Source organism: Gordonia oleivorans (genome assembly GCF_040044975.1).
GTDB classification, from domain to species: Bacteria; Actinomycetota; Actinomycetes; order Mycobacteriales; family Mycobacteriaceae; genus Gordonia; species Gordonia oleivorans.
Map to the genome: position 1 here is coordinate 68,315 of NZ_JBDZDI010000004.1, position 21,437 is coordinate 89,751.

A 21,437-nucleotide genomic window follows, 5' to 3' on the forward strand; every position below is an offset into this window, starting at 1 on the left:
GAGGCCCCCCTGATGACCCGTATCGAGGTTTTCGAGCCCGCACTGTGCTGCAACACCGGAGTGTGCGGCGACGACGTCGACCAGGCCCTGGTCACCTTCACCGCCGACATGGACTGGATCAACACCCAGGGCGGCGACATCGCCCGCTTCAACCTCGCCAATGAGCCCCTCGCCTTCGCCGAGCGGGAACCGGTCAAGGCGTTCCTGCAGCTCTCCGGCTCAGAGGGCCTGCCCCTCGTCCTCGTCGACGGCGTCACCGCCGTCACCGGCCGCTACCCCGACCGCGCCCAGCTCGCCAAGTGGGCCGGCATCGCCCCCGAACCGGTGGCCGCGCCCGCCGCGATCCAGATGCTCGGCCTCACCGACACCACCGACGCCGGATCCTGCTGCGGCGACGGCCCGGACAACACCAGCTGCTGCTGAAAGGTCGACCCATGAAGTTCCTCGACGGTGCACCGCGGTTCCTGTTCTTCACCGGCAAGGGTGGGGTCGGGAAGACCTCGATCGCCTGCGCCTCCGCCGTCGCCCTCACCCGCGAGGGCAAGAAGGTCCTGCTCGTGAGCACCGACCCCGCCTCCAACGTGGGGCAGGTCTTCGGGCTGAGCATCGGCAACACAATCACCGACGTCCCTGCCGTCCCGGGACTCTCGGCGCTCGAGATCGACCCCGAACAGGCCGCCGACGCGTACCGCGAACGCATCATCGGCCCCGTCCGTGGGCTGCTCCCCGAGAAGGAACTCGCGTCGATCACCGAACAGCTCTCCGGGTCGTGCACCACCGAGATCGCCTCGTTCAACGAGTTCACCGCGCTGCTGACCGACGAGACCACGATCGCCGGGTTTGACCACGTCCTGTTCGACACCGCCCCCACCGGCCACACAATCCGGTTGCTGCAGCTGCCCGGGTCGTGGACCGAATTCCTCGACGACGGCAAGGGCGACGCCTCCTGCCTGGGCCCGCTGTCCGGGCTCGAGAAGCAACGCACCATCTACGCCGGCGCCGTCGCCGCCCTGGCCGACCCGCAGCGTACCCGCCTGGTCCTGGTCGCCCGGCCGCAGCGGTCCCCGCTGGCCGAGATCGCCCGCACCCACACCGAACTCGCCGACATCGGACTGACCGAGCAGCACGTCGTCATCAACGGTGTCCTCCCCGCCCCCGACCGCAGCGACGCCTTGGCCTCCGCGATCTACGACCGCGAACAGGCCGCCCTCGCCGCCCTACCGGGCGACCTGCGGAAGCTGCCCCTCGACCAGGTCGAGCTCAAGGCCACCAGCATGGTCGGCATCGACGCCCTGGGCACCCTGTTCATCACCGAGTCGAACACCGCACCGGCACAGGCCGATTCCGAGACCGCTGCCGCCGTGCCGGAAGCGCCGCTGTCCGCGCTCGTCGACGAACTCGCCGCCGACGACCACGGCCTGATCATGTGCATGGGCAAGGGCGGGGTCGGGAAGACCACCATCGCCGCCGCCGTGGCCGTCGCGCTCGCCGAGCGCGGCCACCAGGTGCACCTGACCACCACCGACCCGGCCGCGCACCTCACCGACACCCTCGCCGGCAACCTCGAGAACCTGACCGTCTCGCGGATCGATCCGGCTGAGGCTACCGCCGCGTACCGGGACCGGGTCCTGACCAGCAAGGGCGCCGCCCTCGACGAGCAGGGCCGCGCCAACCTCGCCGAGGACCTCAAGTCCCCGTGCACCGAGGAAGTCGCTGTCTTCCAGGCCTTCTCCCGCATCATCCACGAATCCCGCCGGCACTTCGTCGTCGTCGACACCGCCCCCACCGGCCACACCTTGCTCCTGCTCGATGCGACCGGCTCCTACCACCGCGAGATCGCCCGGCAGATGGGCGAGAACACGAACTTCACCACCCCACTGATGCGGCTGCAGAATCCCGACGAGACCAAGATCCTCATCGTCACCCTCGCCGAAACCACACCCCGCCTCGAAGCCGAAACACTGCACGCCGACCTCGAACGCGCCGGGATCCACCCGTGGGCCTGGGTGGTCAACAACTCGATCGCTGCAGCTCACCCGACATCACCGCTGCTCCGACGGCGTGCCGGGACAGAAGTCGTCGAGATCAGCTCCATCACCAGCACACACAACCGGAGTGCGATCGTGCCGATGCTGGCCACTGAACCTGTAGGGATCAACGCACTGAATGCACTGACCCGCCCGTCCGAGACGACCCAGTCGAACCTCCCGCCGACCTAGAATCTCCCGCACCACTGGAACTTGGTCTGGTCATCCAATTCCCGACGTTCTTTTGAACTTCGGCGTGCCGCTGGTTCACTGAACGACCGTCTCGCCCTGAGCGGATCAGCGAGCCGACGGGATACCCAAGTCGGCCAGGCCTGTTCGGCCGTACGGGCCCGATCGGTCGAGGACCGTGAGCTTGCGGATCGCCGCGTCTCGGCTGGTCTCGAGCCCTTGGATTTCGCCGAGCCACCCGTTTGTTCGCGCTTCAGCGATCCTCTCGCGCAGGTTCGCGATGATCGCGACCAATCGTGGTCGCGCCCGGGGGTCGACACGGAGCATCGGGCAACGGATACAGGCGTGTTCATGGTTGCAGGGGGATCCGTAGGGGCGACCGCAGGTGCCGAGTTCAAGCTGTCGGGTCGCGAAGTGCTGCTCGAACTCAGCCCACTCTGTATCGGTGGGTTCCCGGTACTCGACGGCGGGGCGCATCGCTCGACGGTGGTCGAGGTAACGGCGGTAGGACCCGATCAGCTCATCCTGGAAAACCGCGACGTACCCCTGCGTGGTGGTGATGTTGGCGTGTCCGAGGAGCTTGGCGGCGATGTGGACCGGGAGTCCGCCCGTAACCGCGTCCGTGGCGAACAATCGCCGGAAGTCGTGCGGTGTGAAGTGCAACGGCTCGCCGGCCGCGTCACGAAGGCCGATGCGCTCGATCGCCTCTTCGAGAAGGCGTCGCAGGGTTCCGTACCCGATCACTGAACGTCGGTGCCCGTTGCGGCACTGGAAGAGGTGCGGAAGCGCTGGACCTGTCGTCCGCTCATGCTTGTCGTATCTGGCGACCAGCGGGATCACTCCATCGTTCTCACCGCGTAGTCGAGTGATAATCGAGGCGAGGACGCTGGCGAGTTCGGGGCTGACGAGCAGCAGGCGCTCCTCGTTGCTCTTCGAGGGAAGAATCTGCAGAAGTGGCACCGTCTCGCCCGTATCCGGCGGCCTGTAGGTGACGAGTGCGAGGTGAGTGAGTTCGCCGAGCTCTTCCACTCGTATTCCGGTGTGGCGCAGTGTCTCGATAACAGCCCAGGTCCAGAAGGCGTCGTCTTCCTCCTTGACGACGTCGATGCGCCGGCCCGCTGGATCGATGACGTGAACGAACGTCGTGTTGCCGTTGACGCGTCGCTTGTCGCTGGGGTCGACCCTGCGGTATTTCGTTGCGCGGTACTCGAACTCTTCGCCGGGTTGGGCCCTCCGCGCATGGTCGAGAAGCGCCGCCCGGTCTTCGCGATGGTCGTTTGCGCTGTCCACGAGACGGTCGAGATGTGGAAGCCGAGTGCGGACGCGTTGGTGCATCCGGGCTTGTCGGGTGCGCTTGGCCTTCTCGATTCCCTTTGTGTCCATACGGTGCACGGGAGACGGAGCCGCCCACGGAGCCCAATAGGGATCCGCGAGGGCCCACTCCTGGATGTCGAGGTAGAACGCGCGCACAACCATCAGCACGTCCAGGTAATTCAGCCGCGGTCTGGTGGACCCATCTCGATTCGTGACGGTACGCAAGCGCAGCTTCCAATCTCGCGCGGCATTGTCGCTGAGGTGCAGGGAGTCGACACCCGGATGGTGGGCTTCGATATCAGCCCAGAAGGAGCCGAGTAGGCGGGCTGTTGAGTCGAAGGAGGTGTAGTCCAGCGCTGGCTTCCTCTCGTTGAGATAGCGAACGAGGAGATCCCGGATAGCCGAGTTCTGGATGGCGAATCGGTCGATGATCTGTTCGGCGCTGCGCTGGCCGACTCTCAGACACGTCAGCAGGTCGTTGTCGGGAATGGGGGCAATCCCGCGGACGAGATCCCAGGCCGCGTGGACGCCGTTCGGGTTGGACCCGTTGGAGTGCCGGTTGTCTGCAAGATAGTCGGTGAAGTCATGTAGCTGCAGTTGGTTGAGGTCTCGGCCGGTTGCCAGGACCATCTTGCTCAACACCAACCGCGCTTCGCGGAACTGGTACGCCGTCAGTTTGGCGCGCGGTGCGTTGGCGGCGATGCGTTCCCAGAGATCGGGGCGGAGCCTCTCTCGAACCGTCTCGTACAGGCTTCGTGCCCTGTATGCGCGCAGGAACGCGTAGTCGACGATCACCACTCGATGGATGAGGAGCGCCGGCACTGTGTCGATCACGTTCCTGCGGGCGACTCCGCGCGCCGAGAGATGCTCGGTCATGGTGGTGATCCAGCTCGGGTAGTCGTTCCCCGATGCGGCTGACCACCGCTCTTGCCAGCCGGTTCCGGGGAATGTGGAGAGCCACTCGAGGATGCCGCGCAGCGCGATCGCGGCCCGCTCGCCGCGTACCGGGTGATTCCGCCAGCGAAGGTCTGCCTCCACGGCGGCAAGCACCTCATCGATCGAGTGGCCGTCGTGGTGTCCGTGAACGCGCTCGGGGCGGACGGTCACTGAGGGAGTTGCCACTGTCGTCAGCACAGATCCTCACCGCCAAACAGAACAGACATGTCATGGTCCCGGTATCCCAGCGACTTCCCCGCGAGGGGGTGTGGTGGTGAAGGCCTGCTCAGGTGCTCGAGTACACGCGACGCCACCTGGACATCTGATTCGTGCAGGTACACCTGGACGGTCGTGGCGATTTGTCGGTGGCCGAGGATTGTCTGAACGTCACGGAGCGAGAGCTTCGAGTCGTCGGCCATACGTCGTGCGGCAGTGTGCCGCAGATCGTGCATGCTCCAGTTGGTTCCGAGCGCGACGTTGGTGCGACGGAAGACGCCTCGGAGCGTTTCGTAGTTCATCGGTTGGCGGGACGCACCAGCCCGACGATTGCGGACGCGAAGGGTCCACCACAGTGGGGCGTTCGGTTGCACATCATCGATCTCGGACAGATACAGGCGGAGCCACAGCAGCGCCTCCGCGCTCACAGGTAGCCATTGTTCGTCCCGTGAACCTTTACGAGTCACCCGCACCAACTGCTCGCCCCAGTCGACGTCGGCCATCCGCATCCCGAGGATCTCCCCAGCTCGGGCACCATTGCTGACCGCCATCGACAGCAGTGCCCTGTCGCGATTGGAGGTGAGCGCACCGAAGAGCCGAACCCATTCCGGATCGGGAAGGACCCTCGGACGACGTTTCGGTATGGGCGGGTTGTAGCGAAGCCGGCCGTCGGTTCGGAATGATTCGAGGGGGTTGTGGTGCGCATGGGCGCGCCGGCTCGCGTTGCGCAACTGGACTGGGTTTACCAGGGGCCCAGTCCCTTCGATGATGGCCCATTCGTAGAAGGTGCGCAGCACCGCATTGCTGTGGCGGATGGTCCGCGGCTTGTAGCGGTCGTCGAGGTACTGCTTGCGTGTGACGGCGTTGATCGTGCCCGCGGTCGAGACGGACACGGTCCGCCGACCACTTTCCGGCTTGATGGCATCAGACAACCAGAGAACGAACTCGCGCAGGTCTTCTTGTGTGGCACGGTTCCACGGCCGGTCGATCACACGCAACCAGCGCCACCATAGCAGCAGGTCATACGCATAGCTCCGAACCGTCCCGGCGCGGTGACCACGAGTGACCAACTCCTTCAGAAACTCGCCGACCGGCTCGATCTCACGATCGTCCGGTCCAACCAGAGACCAGAACGGAACCCCATCTACTGGGTTCACACGACCCCAGGCCGGAAGCCTCGTCGGCACACCCTTCGCGTCTTCACGGTTCACGGACACTCCCTTCAACAGTGCCCTCGACAATGACCACGCTGACCGCCCCCGCCTCGATCGTCCTCGGCGTGTCCGAACTTAGTCCGGTCAACATCCCGTAGTCCATTGACAATCCGAACATCACACCGACGATCAGCACGGGCACCACGGACTCGACCGGACCCGCCGATCCTGCGCCGAGCAATGCCGAACCCCACCCGTGGCCGAATACCAGCACGATGATCCCCGCAGCAGCGCCGAGCACTGCCGTGTTCGCTACGGCGGCGATCACCACGATGAGGACACTCCGAAATGTCATGAGCAGCACCAGCATCCCAGCGATGAGCATGATCGCCACCAGTATCGGCAGCTTGTCAGTGATGGTGTCGGCGAAGTCGAACCCACCAACGGCGGCCCCGGTGACCGTGACACGAAGCGATGTATCGGCCGCCGCAGAAGGGATCACGGCCGCCCGCAGGTGTTCGACGAGGTCCTCCGTACGCTCATCCGACGGTCCGGTCTGGGGGTGACCGTCACCACAGCCCGACCCGGTGCCACCTGACTCTCGGTGACGCGTGCGACGCCGGGCACATGAGGCAGTTCTGAGATCAAGGTCGAGTAGGCCTGCTCTGCAGCCGGATCGGGCGCATCGATCAGCAGCGTGAGGGGACCGTTGATGCCGACGCCGAAGCCCTCGGCCAGCATGTCGTAAGCCTGGTGCCGTGACGTCGATTCCGGTGCACTACCAGCGTCTGCTGCGCCGAGGCGCAACGAAAGCGCGGGGATCGCGACGAGTGCCATCACTGCCGCGGCGCTGATCGCGACCACCACGGGGCGTCGTTCGACGAAGGCCACCCACCGCCTGGTGCGAACACCCGCCTCGGTGTCGTCGCCGATCCGCTCGCGCTGAGCAGCACTGAGCGCTTTGCGTCCCGCAACCGATAGCAGCGCGGGCAGCAACGTCAGCGCGGCGACGAGGGTCAGCAGCACGGTAAGGGCGGCGCCGATGGCCATCCCGGTGAGTGTCTGCACGCCCAGGACGGTCATGCCGAGCAGCCCGACGATGACCGTGGCCGCGGCGAACACCACCGCACGACCCGACGTCGACACCGCGCGTCCCACCGCGACGTCGACTGCGGCGCCACGCATCAGCTCCCGGCGAAAGCGGTAGGTGATGAACAATGCGTAGTCGATGCCGACTCCGAGACCAATGAGCGCTCCGAGAGTCGGTGTCGAGTCCGGAAGTGGCACCACATCGCTCAGCAGCATTGCGGCCATCAGTCCCGCGACAACGCCGGCTGCCCCGGTGACAATCGGCAACAGCGCCGCCCACGCCGAACGGAACATCACCACAAGGATGATCAGCGCGCCTGTCACACCCACGATCTCAGTGATCTCCGATACCGCGATCGTGCCCGCAAAGGCCTGCCCACCGGCCGCCTGAGTGAGTCCGGATTCCGCAGATTCCGACTCGAGGATGTCGGTGACGACGTGCTCCGCTCCCGACGAATTCGGGCCGAATGTGACCACCGCGTACGCGGTACGGCCGTCGGCGCTGACCTGCCCCGGATGGTCGATGGGTGAAGCCACTGAAACGACTCCCTCGGTCTGACCGACCTTGGTGAGCACGGAGTCGATGTGGTTGTGCCCGTGAGCCAGTACATCGTCGCCCTGCCAGACCACCTCACCGGTCACCGCCGTCGCGCCGCCGGTGGCGGACTCGAACGATGCCCCCACCGACAGCGCTGCACCGGTGAGCGTCACGATCGCCAGCACCCATCCGATGATCACCCCGATCCTGTGGTCGTGACACCATCTGCCAACTGCCGACATCCGTCTCCTCCTCAGCTGAACTCGGGCCCGTTGGCCCCGTGTTCCAGTCAAGTGGAGGACGATGCGCGGCGCCTCATGCCCGCCGACGAGATCCGACTACTCCATTCGTAGTAGTTCTCCATTCGTGGTAGCCGGCACATCTCGGGCCGGTCCTCGACCGGCCCAGGTCGTCGGATCACGCCGCCTCAACGGAACTCCCACTGGCACAGTGGTGATCATGGCTTCACGCATCGCCGAAACGTTCACGGTCGCGACATTCAACGTCAACGGCATCCGGGCAGCGCGTCGCCGCGGCTTCGACGAGTGGCTGGCACAGCGATCCGCCGACGTCATCGCACTGCAGGAACTGCGGTGTCCCGCACCGGAGGTGGGGGTGTTCCCCGGCTATTCGACCGCCCTCGACGTCGGATCGGTGCCGGGGCGTAACGGTGTGGCCGTGCTGACCAGAACACCCGCCGCCGCGGTTCGGACGTGGGTGACCCACCCACCCCGGGCCCGCGTGCTCGGCGAGTTCGCAAAGCACGGTCGCTACATCGAGGTCGACCTGGCCGACCATCCCGTAACGGTGGCCTGCCTGTACCTCCCCAAGGGCGGACTGCCCGCACACCTGCAACGTCCGGGCTCGATGCGTGAGCAACCCGACGGCGGGGCGAAGTACGAACGCAAGCAGCGATTCCTCGCCGCGTTCGCCCGTGAGGTGAGCCGCAACCGACTGGCCGCCCTGCGCGCGGGGCGCGAGTTCCTCCTCGTCGGCGATCTGAACATCGCCCACACCTGCCACGACGTGACCAATTGGCGCGCCGCACGCACCATGGACGGTTTCCTCCCGTCCGACCGCGACTGGTTCGACGAACTCCTCGGCACGCGCAGGCTCGTCGACGTGGTGCGCGCCGTCCACGGCGCCCGACCGGGACCGCTGACCTGGTGGAGTTGGGCGGGTCAGTCCTTCGTCAAGGATGTGGGCTGGCGGGTCGATCATCAACTCGCGACGCCCGGACTGGCTCGGCTGGCCACCCAGGTCACCGTCGACAAGGAGCCGTCGCCCGCCGAACGACTGTCGGATCACGCACCGCTCGTGGTGACCTACGGATGAGTCGAAAAACCGCGGCTGTCAACAGCTTCCCGGAAGTCAGCCGGGTGAGGCGACCCCGGACCGCGACTTCGCGTTTCGACGACGCGCCACCCCTGCCGCCACGGGGATCGCGACCGCGGCGATCATCACCAGCGTCGAACTGAGCGCGGCCGGCAGACCCGCGGCCGCATCGGTCGCCGAGGTGAGGTTGAACGCGGTATGCCACAGCGCGACGATCAGCACGCTATGCCCCGAGCGCGCGTAGATCCAGGCCAGCACGATCGAGCCGGCCGTCAGACCGACGAGCCATCCGACGGTGCCCGCCACACCGAAGTCGCGAAATGATCTGACCACCCAGAACATCGGCAGGTGCCACAGCGCCCAGGGCAGCGCGACGATCAGACCGGTGGTGGTGATGCCGAACCGCCCCAACAGCCCCTCGGCGAGGTATCCGCGCCATCCCGTTTCCTCGCCGAGTCCGTTGACGACGACGACGTAGATCAGCATCACGACCACCGGCCATGCGCCGACGCCGGAGTACGCGGCGAAGTCGGCGGCCGTGGGCGCAGCCGAGTCCGATAGCCACGCCGCCGGATAGGCGAGCAAGGCGCATGCGGCGGTGGCCAGCACCAGGACAAACCACCACCAGGACACTCGCCACCGGATCACCCGCGCCCACAGCCGCCGCAGGCCTTCCCGCCCTTCGGTCACCGCGACCACGACCACCGCGGCCACGGCCGGCCCGAGCAGCCCAGGCAGATGACTGGGCCATCCCTGACCGGGACCCACCGCGACATCGGTGAGCGCCAGCGGAATCCACCACGACCACGAGAACGCACAGGCCAGCAGCCAGTAGGCCACCAGTCGACGCCACCGCACGCTCTGATCGCCGAGGGGACCCGCACTCGCCTCCACGTCCCCACTGTGGCCCGATCCGCCACAATCGGGCAAGTGCCGTTGGACACCATTGGCCGATCCGTCGGTCGCTCCCCACCGCATTCACCCACCCTGACTTCAACCGTGGCATTCGGCACCCCGCAGCGATTAGCTGTGCGGCGTAGACGATTCCCGACACCACAAGGACATCCGATGACACGACAGCTGCACCTCGGCGGCTTCCTGATCGCCTCCCCCGTCACCCACTCTCATGCGGCGTGGCGGCATCCGGGCTCGGTGACCGACTACTTCGGGCCCGACCACTATCATCGCGTCGGCCGCATCCTCGAACGCGGAAAGTTCGATTTCGCCTTCTTCGCCGACCTCCTCGCGGCCCCGGTCCGGTTCGGCGGTGACCAGTCCGAGCCGTTCCGACGCGGCACCCAGGCCGCGGCCACCATCGATCCGTCGCTCGTGGCCGCCAGTATCGCCGCCGTGACCACTCACCTCGGCATCGCGGTCACCAAGTCCACCACCTACTTTCACCCGTATGAGCTGGCGCGTGTCTTCGGCTCGCTCGATCACCTCACCCGCGGCCGCATCGCCTGGAACATCGTCACCTCGCTGTCGGAGGCCGAGGCCCACAACTTCGGACGTGAGACCCATGTCGAGCACGACGAACGCTATGCGCGGGCCGAGGAGTTCGTGCAGACCGCGGTCAAGCTGTGGTCGAGTTGGGAGGCCGACGCTGTGGTCGCCGACAAGGAGTCCGGTGTCTGGGCCGATCCCGCCAAGATCCGGCCCGTCGACCACGACGGGAAGTATCACCGCACCCGCGGCCCACTCAACCAGCCACGCTCACCACAGCATCGTCCGGTCCTCATCCAGGCCGGATCGTCGAACACCGGCAAGGACTTCGCCGCCCGCTGGGCGGAGGCCATCTTCGAGATCGACCCCACCCCGGAGGGACGCCGCGCCTACTACGACGACGTCAAGTCCCGCGCCGACAACTTCGGCCGAAATCCAGATCACGTCAACATCTTTCCGTCGTTCATCCCGTTCATCGGGGAGACCGAATCGATCGCGCGGGAAAAGCAGGCATTCCACAACGAACTCGCCGACCCGATTTCGGGTCTGATCACGCTGTCGGTGCACACCGACCACGACTTCTCCCAGTACGACCTCGACGCACCCGTCGAGGATGTCCAGGTGAGCGGAACGCAGGGACTCTTCGATGTGGCACGCCGCCTCAGCCACCGCGATCGACTGACGCTGCGCGACATCGGGAAGCTCTACGCCCAGGGCGTCTTGCTGCCGCAGTTCGTGGGGACCGCATCCGATGTCGCCGACCAGATCGAGCAATCGTTCACCGGCGGCGAGGCCGACGGGTTCATCGTCTCCAGTGCACAGACGCCGGGCACGTTCAACGACTTCGTCGACTACGTCGTCCCGGAATTGCAGAGGCGCGGGCTGTTCCGGCGTGAGTACGAGGGCCGGACGCTGCGCGCACACCTCGGCCTGGGATCACCGGAGGAGGATCTGCCCGCCGACATCCGGGAGGGTTCGGGACTCGTCGCGGTCTAAACTGCGGTGTGACGTCCGCAGCGCAGGATCCGATGAGCGTGCGGCGAGCAGCACTGGTGCCGGTGGCCGCCGGTGACCTCGCCGCCACCCGCGAGTTCTACGCGCACCGTCCGAGTGGGGTGGGTGCACAGTCGCTCGACGAGGTGCACCGCGCGCGGTCGGCGCACACAGCGCCGCCCGCGGCCGGGCGCACGTCGGCCCTCACCATCGAGACCGGTGACCGCGAGGTCGCGATACGCATCACCCTGCCGCACCGATCTGCGATCACCGGCGTCCACCTCGCCATCCACGGTGGCGGTTTCTACCTGCGGCCCTCGGCCCGTGATGACGCCCGGAACGAACGCATGGCAGATGCGTTGGGTGTCGCCGTGATCGGGGTCGACTACCGTTTGGCTCCGGAGAATCCGTGGCCCGCGGCACCCGACGACTGCGAGGCGGTGGCCCACTGGATCATCGACCACGCGCAGCATCGCTTCGGCACCACCCGGCTCACCATCGGTGGGATGTCGGCGGGCGCGACCCTGACGATGACCACCCTGCTGCGGCTTCGGGATCAGGGATCGGCCGAGAGTTTCGCGGGGGCCGTACTCGAGGCGGGAACCTACGACCTCAGCGGCGCGACCCCCGCCGGGGCCACCATCACCGGCGAGTATTTCATCGAGGCATACGCCGGGCACGTCCGCGATCGCACGATTCCGGACATCTCCCCCATCTTCGGTGAGGTGTCCGGGCTCCCGCCGACGCTGGTCGTGATCGGCACCGACGATGTGCTCCTCGACGACAATCTCGCAATGGTGGAGCGTCTGACCGATGCCGGAAACAACGTCGACCTTCGCCTGTATCCCGATGTGCCCCATGGCTTCACCGGTCATGCCACGCCGGTCGCCACGCAGGCGCAACGAGACATCGACAACTGGTTGGGCGGCCGGGCCGATGGCCACGGCCGTGGTACACCGGGTCAGGAGTGATCGGCAAACGCGAGCACCCGTTCCACCGGCCACGTCGTGAGGATCCGATCCGGCTCGATACCGTGCTCCTGGGCGCGCCGCGCACCGAGAATGGGGAACTCCAGCTGACCGGGCGCGTGCGCGTCGGAATCGATGGCGAACAGACATCCCCGATCCCGCGCGATGTCGATCAGGTCGTCGGGTGGGTCGACACGCTCGGGACGTGAATTGATCTCCACCGCAGTGCTGTTCGCCGCGCACGCCTCGAAGACGGCGTGCGCATCGAAGGTGGACGGCGGCCGGTGACCGCGACCGGTCAGCACTCGACGGCCGGTGCAGTGCCCCAGGACGGTGACCCGCGGATCGCTCGCCGCCGCCACCATCCGCGCGGTCATCGCATCGTGATCCATCCGCAGTGCCGAGTGCACGGACGCCGTCACGACGTCGAGACGGTCCAGCATCTCGTCGGACTGATCGAGCGAGCCGTCGTCGAGGATGTCCACCTCGATCCCGCGCAACAGACGAAATCCGGTGCCGGATCGAGCATTCCACTCATCGATCTCATCGATCTGTCGGCGCAGTCGCTCGACACTCAACCCGTTGGCGACGGCGAGTCGGGGCGAGTGGTCGGTGATGGCCATCCAATCGAGCCCGAGTGCTTGTGCCGCAGCGGCCATTTCGTCGATCGATGCGCCACCGTCACTCCAGGTGGTGTGGGCGTGCAGATCTCCGCGCGCCTCGGCGACGAGTTCGGCGGCCACGCCGGGGTCATGGTGCGAACCCTCATCCTGCAATCGCGCGAGGTAGTCCGGTAGCCGACCATCGAGCGACTCCGCGATGACGGCGGCGGTGGTCTTCCCGATTCCCGGAATCGCCGTGAGAGTCCCCGCCACCGCGCGCGTGGCCAGATCCCCGGCCGGGTGCCCGGCGACGGCATGCGCCGCCCTACGGAAGGCCTCGACGCGGTAGCTGCTCTCCCGGCGGCGCTCGAGCAGCCACGCGATCCGCGTCAGGGCCGTCTCCGGCGACAACGGAGCCTCTACGGGCGCGAACGGCATCATCGAGCCAGGGTAACTGCCGATAGCGGCGATCTTGCGGCCAAGCTATTACTCAGTTAGAGTAATTTCATGTTCGCCACCACCCCCACCGACGCGATCACGCTCATCGAGGCGGCACGTCGACCCGCCGACGTCTTCAGCGGATCGGCCACCGACGCGGCCGATCGACGAGCAGCCCGTCGTCGCCATCGCATCCTTCTCGGCGCCGTCCATCCCGACCGCGCCGTATCGGTGGGCATCGACCCCGACGTCGCACGTGACGCGACGATGACCCTCAACGCGCTCTACGCCGCATTCACCGCCACCGCGGACGTCTCGGCCCCCACCGAGCCACATGTCCGTGGCTCATCCGGCATATACGCTCTGCGAGAAAGGCTCTGGGCGACCGACTCCGTGGCCGGCTATCGAACCGACAACCCGTCTGTACGCATCGAGATCGCCCGCACGCGATCAGCGAACGATGCCATCGGCACCGTGGGTCACGCGATATGCCGGCTGGACCGACACGGGATGTCCCGATTCGCCGCCGACATCGTCGACGACGCCGTCACCGCCAACCGACGCTGGATCGCCTATCGGCTCCCCGACGGACTGGTGTCGTTGCGTGCGGTGCGTGCCGCGAGCCCGCAGGGACTCGACGGGCGGGACTGGGCCTGGATGGCACGTCGCATCCTGATGACCCTCGACGCCGCGGCCACCCGTCACGGAAACCTCGGACTCGATACCGTCCTGATCCACCCGGGCGACCACGGTGTCGTGCTCACCGGCTGGTGCGGAGCACACGGCGGAGCCACATCCGACGGCGCCGCCCTGGCCGACCTCTTCGCGACGATGCTCGCGGATCGGGCACCGCGGCAGACCACCTTCGCACGGCGCAGCGCCGCACTCACCCCACGGGAGTCGCTCCGCGAATACGACCTCCTGATCGGAGTCCTGTACGGCCCCCGCAGATTTCGACCCTTCACCACACCCGTTCGAGAAAGGAATTGATCATGGGACAGGGATACTGGGACACCGGCGCCTACCAGGCGGCCGCCGACGCACGCCGCGCCGCCGGAGCCGACGATTTCGGCTACTCGGCACGGATGCGTAACACCCCGCGCCACCTGCGGATGGCCGCACCGGCACTCGATGCGTATGGCGCCACCGTCCGGGAGGCACGAGACAGCGCCGATCACCCCCGCTCCACCCCGATCGTCGTCCTGTTCGACGTCACCGGTTCGATGGGCCGGGTACCGATCACGGTGCAGAAACGATTGTCGGATCTGCTCGGGTTGTTGACGCGCGGCGGCTACGTCGACGACCCGCAGATCATGGTGGGCGCCATCGGCGATGACCAGTTCGATGCCGTCCCCCTGCAGATCGGGCAGTTCGAATCCGACAATCGGATCGACGAGCAGTTGCGTGAGATCTACCTCGAGGGCGGCGGCGGCGGCGACAAACGCGAAGGGTACGCCCTGGCCGCCTACTTCCTCGCCACTCGCTGCGTCACCGACGCCTGGGAGAAGCACGGGCGCAAGGGATATGTGTTCTTCATCGGCGACGAGATGAACAAGCCCGCGCTGTTCGCCGACTCGGTGCGCCGCTTCGTCGGCGACGACATCGGTGAGGATCGTGACGTCGCCGATGTGTACCGGCAACTGGCGCAACGCTTCCACCTCTTCTACGTGCTGCCGAATCTGACGAGTTACTACGACGATCCGGAGGTCGAAGACCACTGGCGGGCCATCGTCGGGGAACGCTTCGTCAAGCTCGACGATCCCGACGGGGTCGCCGACCTGATCGCCGTCACCATCGGTGTCACCGAGGAGTCGATCAGCGTGGCCGAAGGGGTGGCCGACCTGGCCGCGGCCGGCAGCAGTGCCGGTGCGGCGGTCGGAACGGCGCTGGCACGACTCACGCCCATCGCCGACGGCGGTGGCATCCTGCCCACAGATCTGTGAGGAGCACACCATCTTTCACACAGAGAACCGGACGCCCGCCACCCGTCCCCACGGGTCACCGATCGTGGTCGTCGGCCTGGGGTACGGCGACGAGGCCAAGGGCGCGACCGTCGACGTCCTGGCGTCGACGATTCCCGACACGGCCGCGGTCGTCCGGTTCTCCGGGGGCGCGCAGGCAGCCCACAACGTCTGCCACGGTGCCCGGCACCACACCTTCCGGCAGTTCGGTTCGGCCACCCTGCTGGACGTGCGCACCATCCTGCGCGCACCGATGATGATTAACCCGCTGCTCCTGGCGGTCGAGGCCGACGAGTTGGCGCGCCTCGGCGTCGTCGATCCGTTCGGCCTGATCGGCGCCGACACCCGCGCCCTGATCACCACGCCGATCCACGCGGCCATGAATCGGGCCCGGGAATCGTTGCGCGGCAACGCCCGTCACGGTTCGTGCGGGGAGGGCATCGGGGAAACCCGGGCCTATGACCTGGCCGTGGCACGCGGCGCCCGCACCGGCGAGACGATCGGGAATTTCCGGGTGTACGCCGACGCTCCCGACGTCGCGCCCCTGACGATGGGAATGCTGCGTGATCGACGGGCCACCATTCGGGCACTGGATGCGTTGAGCACTTTCGCCCGACCCTTGTTGACCGCGGCCGGTGCCGACGAGATCGAATCGGTCGGGACGATCGCCGACGCACTGGGCGACGTCGCCTCGGCGATCACCATTCTCGACGACGCCGACGCACATCTGGCGGCGACGCTGGCCTCGGGCACCGTGATCTTCGAGGGCAGTCAGGGTGCCCTGCTCGACGAGTGGCACGGTTTCCATCCGCACACCACGTGGGCGACGGTACTGCCCGGTGCGCTGCGACGAGAACTCACCGCCGCCGGGCACCGCCCGACGGTGCTCGGAGCGACCCGGTGCTACGCGACACGTCACGGCGCCGGCCCGATGCCGACGGAGGCCGCCCGTCCGAAGTTGCCCGACACCCACAATCGGGAGGGGCGATATCAGGGCGCGTGGCGCACCGGCCACCTCGACCTGCCCGCCCTGCGGTACGCGGCGGCGATCTGCGGTGGACTCGACGGCGTCGCCGTGTCGCACCTCGACGTGCTCGGCACACCCGGCCTGGCGGTGGCCGACAGTTGGGATGGCGCACGCACCCCGTTGCACCCGACACCGGCCGGGGATCTCGACCGGTTGGCGGAGCTGACCCGCATCGCCGGGGCGGCACGCCCGGATCTGCGACCACTGCCCACGTCGGCGGACGAGGTGACTAGGTTGATCTCCGAGGCAACCGGCGCTCCGGTCGTGATCACCGCGGACGGGCCCCGACGGACCGACAGGAGCATCACGTGGACAGCGCCGAGGAACACAACACCGAGGAGCGCACCGATCTCGGCATGACCTCGGCCGCTATCGACCCGGCCATCCTGAGCGTCGTCAGCGTCGACGTGGTGGCGCTGACCTACGACGTCTCCGCACGCCGGGTGCTGGTGGCCACCCATGCCCGCGAGACCGAGCCGTATCGGGGTGAGCGGGCGCTTCCGGGGGTGGTGGTGCGCAGCGGTGAACGACTGCGCGAGGCGGCACTGCGGGCGGTGGCGAAACTCGGCATCGACGTGCCGCCGAGCGCACTCGGTCAGTTGCAGACCTTCGACGAGCCGAGCCGGGACCCACGTGGGCCGTCGTTGTCGATCGCGATGTGGGCGACCTTCTGGAACGACGAGAGAATCCACACGCCCCACACGTTGTGGGAGCCGTTGGATCACGCTCCGGCACTGGTCTTCGATCACTCGACGATCGTCACGACCGCCCGTCGCTTGCTCGCCGAGCGGCTGTGGAGGGACCTCGATTTCACCCGCGGGTTGACCGGCGCCGAGTTCACCGCCACCGACGCCGTCGCCATCACCCGGCAACTCACCGACGCCGAGGTGCACCGCGCGAACCTCAATCGCGATCTCGCCCGGATCGATGTGCTCACCGAGGCCGGCGTGGCACCGACCTCCGGCGGACGCCCGCCCAAGTTGTGGCGGTGGGCGGCCGACGATGCAGGTCTCCTTCCTCCGGGGCGATCCGACCTAGCCTGACCTAGCCGAGCGCGGCGTCCACGACCTCCTGCGCCTGCACCTGGACCTCCTTGAGATGGTCTGCGCCCTTGAAGGATTCGGCGTAGATCTTGTAGACGTCCTCGGTGCCCGACGGGCGGGCGGCGAACCAGGCGTTGTCGGTGGTCACCTTGACCCCGCCGATCGCCGCATCGTTGCCGGGTGCGTGGGTCATGATCGCGGTGATCTTCTCGCCGGCGAGTTCGGTCGCGGTGATCTGATCCGACGACAACTTCGACAGGACCGCCTTCTGCTCCCGCGAAGCCGGTGCGTCCACCCGCGCGTACGCCGATTCCCCGTACTCGTCGGCGAGTTCCCGGTACCGCTGCGACGGTGTCTTGCCGGTCACCGCAAGGATTTCCGAGGCCAGCAGGGCCAGGATGATGCCGTCCTTGTCGGTGGTCCACGGTCCGCCGTCGAACGTCAGGAAGGATGCTCCCGCACTTTCCTCCCCACCGAAGGCGATCGACCCGTCGAGCAGTCCGCCGACGAACCACTTGAAACCGACGGGGACCTCGACGAGTCGGCGGCCGATACCGGCGACGACGCGGTCGATCAGCGAGGACGACACGAGTGTCTTGCCGACACCCGCGTTCTCCGACCATCCGGGACGGTGGGTGAACAGGTAGTCGATGGCGACGGCGAGGTAGTGATTGGGATTCATCAGGCCGGCGTCCGGGGTGACGATGCCGTGGCGGTCGGCGTCGGTGTCGTTGCCGGTGGCGATGTCGTAGTGATCGCGCGCGGCGACCAGCGATGCCATCGCGTTGGGTGACGAGCAGTCCATCCGGATCTTGCCGTCGGTGTCGAGGGTCATGAACGAAAAGGTCTTGTCCACCGTCGGGTTGACGACCGTGAGTTCCGGCAGGTTGTAGCGCAATCCGATTGCGGCCCAATACCCCACCGATGCCCCACCGAGCGGGTCGGCGCCGATCCGGATGCCGGCCGAGCGGATGGCCTCCATGTCGATGACCCCGGCCAGCGCATCGCAGTAATGCATCATGAACGGATACTCCGACACGTATTCACTGGCCCGCGCGGTTTCGAACGGGATGCGCTGGACGCCGACGAGTTTCGCCCGCAGCAACTCGTTGGCCCGGTTGGCCACCCACGAGGTGATGTTGGTGTCGGCGGGTCCCCCCGACGGCGGGTTGTATTTGAAGCCACCGTCGCGGGGCGGATTGTGCGACGGGGTCACCACGATGCCGTCGGATTCCACACCGGGATTGTCCGCGTTGAACTTCAGGATCGCGCGACTGACGGCCGGCGTCGGGGTGTACCCATCCCCCTCCGCGGTCAGGGTGGTCACCTTGTTGGCGGCCAGTACCTCGAGCGCCGAACGCCACGCCGGGATCGACAACGCGTGCGTGTCGTAACCGATGAACAGCGGGCCGGTGATCCCCGCGCCGGTGCGGTATTCGACGATCGCCTGCGTGGTGGCGAGGATGTGCGCTTCGTTGAAGGCGGTGTCGAGGCTCGAACCGCGGTGACCCGAGGTGCCGAACACCACCTGTTGCAGCGGGTTCTCGGGATCGGGAATGTTGTCGTAGTAGGCCTTTTCCACTGCGGCCACGTCGATGAGGTCTTCGGGCAGTGCCGGCGTGCCGGCGCGAGGATGTGCCATATGCCAAATTGTGCCATCGATCCGCCGGTCCGGAAGGCCTGCCGGGCCGAACGGTTACTGTGAACCCCGATCCCCTCGGCTGTGAAAGGAAACCCGCGTGACGCTGATACCTCTGCGCCCGGCGGCCACGCCGGAGTTGTTGGTCCTGGTGTTGCCGGGCGGCACCGACGCCAGCTATCGACGCTTCTCGCCCTGGCAGGGCTCGGCGCTGCGGATGTATCCGTTCACCTGGTCGATCCGGTTGCGGTTCGGTCGCCGCGTCGAGGTCCGTCAGGTGCGCTACCGCGTCTACGGCTGGAACGGCGGACAGGCCTCACCGATGCCCTACGCACGGGCCGCCCTCGAGACGATCACCCGCGACCATCCCGACACCCCGGTCGCGGTGATCGGCCATTCGATGGGCGGCCGGATCGCCGCACGACTCGCCGCCGACGAACGGGTGACCGGTGTACTCGGCCTGGCGCCGTGGTGGCAGTTCGCCGACTGGCGCGTCATCCACGGCACCGCCCGGGTGGTCGCGATCCACGGTGAGGCCGATACGGTGACGTCCGCCAAGCGAACCGCTCAGGGTGTCGAAGAACTGCGCGCCGCCGGGAACGATGCCGCCTACCTCCCGGTGCCCGGCGGAGGACATCCGATGCTCGACCACCTCCGGCTATGGCAGGGTGCGGCACTGGATTTCGTACGCGATCAGTTGGCGCGCGGTGGTCACGACGACGTGGCGGTCGGGCGCGCCGAACCCAGCGAGTCGACGAACTCCTCGTAGAACTCCACATACTCACCGCCGGAGAACACGTACACCGCGTCGTCACCGGCGCCGGAGAACGATTCCCGCCGTAGGTCCGAGCGCATGTTCTTGAAGGTCGAGGTGTGTTCGAGGTGATCGGTGATCCGGACGAAGAGCGGCACGGCGTAGCCCGGTAGACCGTCGGCGACGTGGCGGGCCAGATCGGCCGCGTCGAAGGTCGCGCCCTCGACGAGGCTGATCGCGGCCATCCCGGCCTTCCCGTCGGCACCGGGAACCGGCACGCCGAACACCACCGCCTCCGCGACGGCGGGGTGGGCGTCGAGGACCGCCTCCACCTCGGTGGTGGCGACGTTCTCCCCCTTCCACCGGAAGGTGTCGCCGATCCGGTCGACGAACCCGATATGCGAAAATCCTTGGTCGCGAACCACATCGCCGCTGTTGTACCAGCGGTCACCGGTCTTGAAGGCGTCGGTGACGATCTTCTTCGCCGACGCCTTCGCGTCGGTGTAGCCGTCGAAGGGCACCCGGCGATTGATCTCGGCGAGCAGCAGTCCGGTGCCACGTCTGCCGACCTTGATGACGCGGCCGGCGGCGTCGCGTCGCGGTTCACCGGACTCCTCGTCGTACTCGACGATGGCGTACTTCAGAACCGTCCATCCCGCCGTCTTCGGGATGCCGAGGATGTTGACGAATCCGATGTTGGCCTCGCTGGCGGCATACAGTTCGACGATGCGATCGATGCCGAAACGCTCGGTGAACTCGTCCCAGATGTCGGGTCGCAGCCCGTTGCCGACGGCCAGCCGGAGCCGATGGGCGCGGTCGGTGGATTTGGCCGGTTGCGCGAGCAGATACCGGCACAGTTCGCCGATGTAGCAGAACGCCGAGGCGTCGTTCTCGATGATCTCGTCGATGAACCGCGACGCGGAGAAAGTTCGGCCGACGGCCAGGCACGCCCCCGACGCCAGCACCGACGACACCGAGATGGTCAGTGCGTTGTTGTGGTAGAAGGGTAGCGCGGTGTACATGACGTCGTCGCTGCGCAGCCGGATCCCCACACCCCCGATGCCCGCCATCGCGGTGAGCCACCGGAAGTGACTCATCTTGGAGGCCTTGGGATATCCGGTGGTTCCCGAGGTGAAGATGTAGAAGGCGGTGTCGCCCAAGGTGATCGAGTCGGTGACGACCGGGTTGACCGGCGAGCACGTCACGACCTCGCGGTGCAGTTGGTCGAAGGAGACACGCTGCGGCGGGAGCACATGCTCGGGAACCGAGTCGAAGGCCTCGGCGAGGTCCTCCTCGTAGATCACCAGCGACGCATCGATCAGCCCGAGGCTGTGTTCGAGCACCGCCCCGCGCTGATGGAAGTTGAGCATGCCCGCGATGGCACCGACCTTCACGATCGCCAGCATCGTGATCACCACGTCGGGGTGATTGCGGGACAGCACGGCGACGACGTCGCCCTTCGAAATACCCTGGCGTGTCAGGTAATCGGCGATCCGGTTGGCCTGGGCATTGGCCTCCCGGTAGGTCATCGACCGGCCCTCGAACCGCAGAAAGTCGTTGTCCGGGTACTTCTCGACGGCCTGCACGAACCGCTTCCCGATCGACATGCGCCGGGTCGGTGGTTGCGGAATCAGGGCGGGCAGCGTCCGCACGATGCTCCCGAGGTCGCAGCGGAGCGACGCGATTCCGCGAAGGATGTCCCACAGTGAGATGTCGGGCAACAACCCGGAATCGGATGTCGTATGTGCGGACATGGTCCCTCCTGAACTCA

At 67.0% G+C, this 21,437-nt stretch carries 18 protein-coding genes; 10 read left to right on the top strand and 8 right to left on the bottom strand.

Annotation, left to right across the window (positions count from 1 at the left end; all coding sequences use genetic code 11):
- Positions 1-12: 12 nt before the first annotated feature.
- Both arsD and arsA read left to right on the top strand, forming a co-directional pair.
- On the top strand, positions 13-423 hold the full coding sequence (gene arsD / locus ABLE92_RS08500) for an arsenite efflux transporter metallochaperone ArsD (protein WP_074848795.1): 411 nt from the start codon (positions 13-15) through the stop codon (positions 421-423).
- 11 nt (positions 424-434) lie between these two features.
- Positions 435-2,219 carry an arsenical pump-driving ATPase gene (gene arsA / locus ABLE92_RS08505; RefSeq protein WP_074848794.1) on the top strand — a complete coding sequence of 595 codons (1,785 nt, stop codon included), beginning with the start codon at positions 435-437 and terminating at the stop codon, positions 2,217-2,219.
- A gap of 105 nt (positions 2,220-2,324) precedes the next feature.
- Here arsA and ABLE92_RS08510 read toward each other — a convergent pair whose 3' ends face one another.
- Genes ABLE92_RS08510 through ABLE92_RS08525 form a run of 4 tightly spaced genes read right to left on the bottom strand, consistent with a single transcriptional unit; the run spans position 2,325 to position 7,663 of the window.
- Positions 2,325-4,664, bottom strand: a complete 2,340-nt coding sequence (locus ABLE92_RS08510; protein ID WP_005195315.1) for a tyrosine-type recombinase/integrase — start codon at positions 4,662-4,664, stop codon at positions 2,325-2,327.
- Positions 4,658-5,893: a tyrosine-type recombinase/integrase gene (locus ABLE92_RS08515; protein WP_348804322.1), complete on the bottom strand. Its 1,236-nt coding sequence runs from the start codon at positions 5,891-5,893 to the stop codon at positions 4,658-4,660. The genes ABLE92_RS08510 and ABLE92_RS08515 overlap by 7 nt, the downstream gene beginning before the upstream one ends.
- Positions 5,883-6,338, bottom strand: a complete 456-nt coding sequence (locus tag ABLE92_RS08520; RefSeq protein WP_348804323.1) for an MMPL family transporter — start codon at positions 6,336-6,338, stop codon at positions 5,883-5,885. Before ABLE92_RS08520 ends, ABLE92_RS08515 begins: the two co-directional genes overlap by 11 nt.
- Complete coding sequence (locus ABLE92_RS08525) at positions 6,335-7,663, bottom strand: MMPL family transporter (RefSeq protein WP_348804324.1); 1,329 nt, start codon at positions 7,661-7,663, stop codon at positions 6,335-6,337. The genes ABLE92_RS08520 and ABLE92_RS08525 overlap by 4 nt, the downstream gene beginning before the upstream one ends.
- A 259-nt stretch (positions 7,664-7,922) precedes the next feature.
- Here ABLE92_RS08525 and ABLE92_RS08530 point away from each other — a divergent pair, with 259 nt between their 5' ends.
- Positions 7,923-8,798: an exodeoxyribonuclease III gene (locus ABLE92_RS08530; protein ID WP_348804325.1), complete on the top strand. Its 876-nt coding sequence runs from the start codon at positions 7,923-7,925 to the stop codon at positions 8,796-8,798.
- A 36-nt stretch (positions 8,799-8,834) separates the two neighbouring features.
- Here ABLE92_RS08530 and ABLE92_RS08535 read toward each other — a convergent pair whose 3' ends face one another.
- A complete protein-coding gene (locus ABLE92_RS08535; RefSeq protein ID WP_348804326.1) occupies positions 8,835-9,692 on the bottom strand; it encodes a CPBP family glutamic-type intramembrane protease in 858 nt (285 codons plus the stop codon).
- Between the two features lie 174 nt (positions 9,693-9,866).
- Here ABLE92_RS08535 and ABLE92_RS08540 point away from each other — a divergent pair, with 174 nt between their 5' ends.
- Positions 9,867-11,237, top strand: a complete 1,371-nt coding sequence (locus ABLE92_RS08540; protein ID WP_348804327.1) for an LLM class flavin-dependent oxidoreductase — start codon at positions 9,867-9,869, stop codon at positions 11,235-11,237.
- Positions 11,238-11,269: 32 nt separating this feature from the next.
- The gene (locus ABLE92_RS08545; RefSeq protein ID WP_348804328.1) at positions 11,270-12,205 is read left to right on the top strand and encodes an alpha/beta hydrolase; all 936 of its coding nucleotides are present in this window, start codon (positions 11,270-11,272) and stop codon (positions 12,203-12,205) included.
- Here the strand turns inward: ABLE92_RS08545 and ABLE92_RS08550 are convergent.
- On the bottom strand, positions 12,196-13,245 hold the full coding sequence (locus tag ABLE92_RS08550) for a PHP domain-containing protein (RefSeq protein WP_348804329.1): 1,050 nt from the start codon (positions 13,243-13,245) through the stop codon (positions 12,196-12,198). The genes ABLE92_RS08545 and ABLE92_RS08550 overlap by 10 nt on opposite strands.
- A gap of 66 nt (positions 13,246-13,311) precedes the next feature.
- Between ABLE92_RS08550 and ABLE92_RS08555 the strand changes: the two genes are divergently transcribed.
- Genes ABLE92_RS08555 through ABLE92_RS08570 form a run of 4 tightly spaced genes read left to right on the top strand, consistent with a single transcriptional unit; the run spans position 13,312 to position 17,273 of the window.
- Positions 13,312-14,232, top strand: a complete 921-nt coding sequence (locus tag ABLE92_RS08555; protein WP_348804330.1) for a hypothetical protein — start codon at positions 13,312-13,314, stop codon at positions 14,230-14,232.
- 2 nt (positions 14,233-14,234) lie between these two features.
- On the top strand, positions 14,235-15,185 hold the full coding sequence (locus ABLE92_RS08560; RefSeq protein ID WP_348804331.1) for a hypothetical protein: 951 nt from the start codon (positions 14,235-14,237) through the stop codon (positions 15,183-15,185).
- 10 nt (positions 15,186-15,195) lie between these two features.
- On the top strand, positions 15,196-16,590 hold the full coding sequence (locus ABLE92_RS08565; RefSeq protein ID WP_348804563.1) for an adenylosuccinate synthetase: 1,395 nt from the start codon (positions 15,196-15,198) through the stop codon (positions 16,588-16,590).
- Positions 16,587-17,273 (top strand): NUDIX hydrolase, encoded by a 687-nt coding sequence (locus tag ABLE92_RS08570; protein WP_425476239.1) that lies wholly within the window; start codon positions 16,587-16,589, stop codon positions 17,271-17,273. Before ABLE92_RS08565 ends, ABLE92_RS08570 begins: the two co-directional genes overlap by 4 nt.
- Position 17,274: 1 nt before the next feature.
- On the opposite strand, the gene pgm is transcribed toward ABLE92_RS08570, so the two are convergent.
- A complete protein-coding gene (gene pgm, locus ABLE92_RS08575; protein WP_348804333.1) occupies positions 17,275-18,915 on the bottom strand; it encodes a phosphoglucomutase (alpha-D-glucose-1,6-bisphosphate-dependent) in 1,641 nt (546 codons plus the stop codon).
- A gap of 106 nt (positions 18,916-19,021) precedes the next feature.
- On the opposite strand from pgm, the gene ABLE92_RS08580 reads away from it, so the two are divergent.
- Positions 19,022-19,681, top strand: coding sequence for an alpha/beta fold hydrolase (locus tag ABLE92_RS08580; protein ID WP_348804564.1), 660 nt, complete (start codon positions 19,022-19,024; stop codon positions 19,679-19,681).
- On the opposite strand, the gene ABLE92_RS08585 is transcribed toward ABLE92_RS08580, so the two are convergent.
- Positions 19,624-21,420, bottom strand: a complete 1,797-nt coding sequence (locus ABLE92_RS08585; protein ID WP_348804334.1) for a long-chain-acyl-CoA synthetase — start codon at positions 21,418-21,420, stop codon at positions 19,624-19,626. The genes ABLE92_RS08580 and ABLE92_RS08585 overlap by 58 nt on opposite strands.
- Positions 21,421-21,437 lie beyond the last annotated feature (17 nt).

Coding starts and splice junctions, on each gene's coding strand:
- ABLE92_RS08555 (WP_348804330.1), top strand. CDS start 13,312: ATGTTCGCCACCACCCCCACCGACGCGATCACGCTCATCGAGGCGGCA.
- ABLE92_RS08530 (WP_348804325.1), top strand. CDS start 7,923: ATGGCTTCACGCATCGCCGAAACGTTCACGGTCGCGACATTCAACGTC.
- arsD (WP_074848795.1), top strand. CDS start 13: ATGACCCGTATCGAGGTTTTCGAGCCCGCACTGTGCTGCAACACCGGA.
- ABLE92_RS08570 (WP_425476239.1), top strand. CDS start 16,587: ATGACCTCGGCCGCTATCGACCCGGCCATCCTGAGCGTCGTCAGCGTC.
- ABLE92_RS08550 (WP_348804329.1), bottom strand. CDS start 13,245: ATGATGCCGTTCGCGCCCGTAGAGGCTCCGTTGTCGCCGGAGACGGCC.
- ABLE92_RS08540 (WP_348804327.1), top strand. CDS start 9,867: ATGACACGACAGCTGCACCTCGGCGGCTTCCTGATCGCCTCCCCCGTC.
- ABLE92_RS08560 (WP_348804331.1), top strand. CDS start 14,235: ATGGGACAGGGATACTGGGACACCGGCGCCTACCAGGCGGCCGCCGAC.
- pgm (WP_348804333.1), bottom strand. CDS start 18,915: ATGGCACATCCTCGCGCCGGCACGCCGGCACTGCCCGAAGACCTCATC.
- ABLE92_RS08545 (WP_348804328.1), top strand. CDS start 11,270: ATGAGCGTGCGGCGAGCAGCACTGGTGCCGGTGGCCGCCGGTGACCTC.
- arsA (WP_074848794.1), top strand. CDS start 435: ATGAAGTTCCTCGACGGTGCACCGCGGTTCCTGTTCTTCACCGGCAAG.
- ABLE92_RS08585 (WP_348804334.1), bottom strand. CDS start 21,420: ATGTCCGCACATACGACATCCGATTCCGGGTTGTTGCCCGACATCTCA.